Source organism: Oleiphilus sp. HI0086, from assembly GCF_001635225.1.
In genome coordinates, this window is the sequence record NZ_LWFZ01001349.1 from 1 (window position 1) to 848 (window position 848).

The window sequence follows — 848 nt, forward strand, 5'->3', positions numbered from 1 at the left end:
ACCAATGAAACTTATTTCCCTGTTAAATAAGCGCTTATAACCGGCCTTTAGATAGTCACTGAGCCGCTATCATTTCAGCTAGTACTTGCAATAGAGTTTTTTAATTTCCTGCTGAAATTCGCGCTCTTCTCTTGGCAGATAAAGCTTATACTTGCGCTGAATAATCTCTCGGCGCACGATATAGTCACACCAATAAGCTTTGTTCTCGGGCATCCACTGGGTCGGCGACTTCCCTGCGCGGGCTTTTTTGCTCATGGAAGCTACCGGCACGATGTTATCTGAATCGCTCACCAGCTCCATACGTTGAGCATGAGACCAGTACGCACCACCGTAACGGTGGGCTTCTCTATAGCTCACCAACTGATCTAGTGCGATATCACCTAACTCAGTAATAACTTCGGTGGTATAGGGGTCAAGCCATTCGCCTTCGACAACGAAAACACAGTCACCTTTTTTGGCATAGCGAATATCGACTGTACTCGCTGTTGCCAGCGCTTGTGTATAAGCTTTTTGGCAACTTCGTGTTCTAGGTTGCCAATCTCTTGGGGAAAAAGGCCGGTCTTTCGCAGCAGCTGCCTCGGTTCCTTTATGAATTGTAAAGCAAGGCTCCGCATAACACTTATACTCACCTTTCTCATAATAGCCACCAATAAAGTCCAGCCCTTCGGGAGGCTCGGCACCAACCAACGAGGATGCACAAGCCAACACGCAATATATAACAAGACGAAGACTCTTCCTGCATTCGCGCATACAGCGACCCTTGATACTCGAAACAGCCCTACTCATCCATACCTCTTGCGTATTCTATCCATATTACATCACTCGCCAGGAGATTCTCTTACTCCAAG

General features: G+C 47.1%; 1 protein-coding gene. It reads right to left on the bottom strand.

Translation table 11 applies throughout. From position 1 onward, the window contains the following. Positions 1–78 precede the first annotated feature (78 nt). On the bottom strand, positions 79–786 hold the full coding sequence (locus tag A3756_RS23270; RefSeq protein WP_156490203.1) for a hypothetical protein: 708 nt from the start codon (positions 784–786) through the stop codon (positions 79–81). Positions 787–848: the final 62 nt, after the last annotated feature.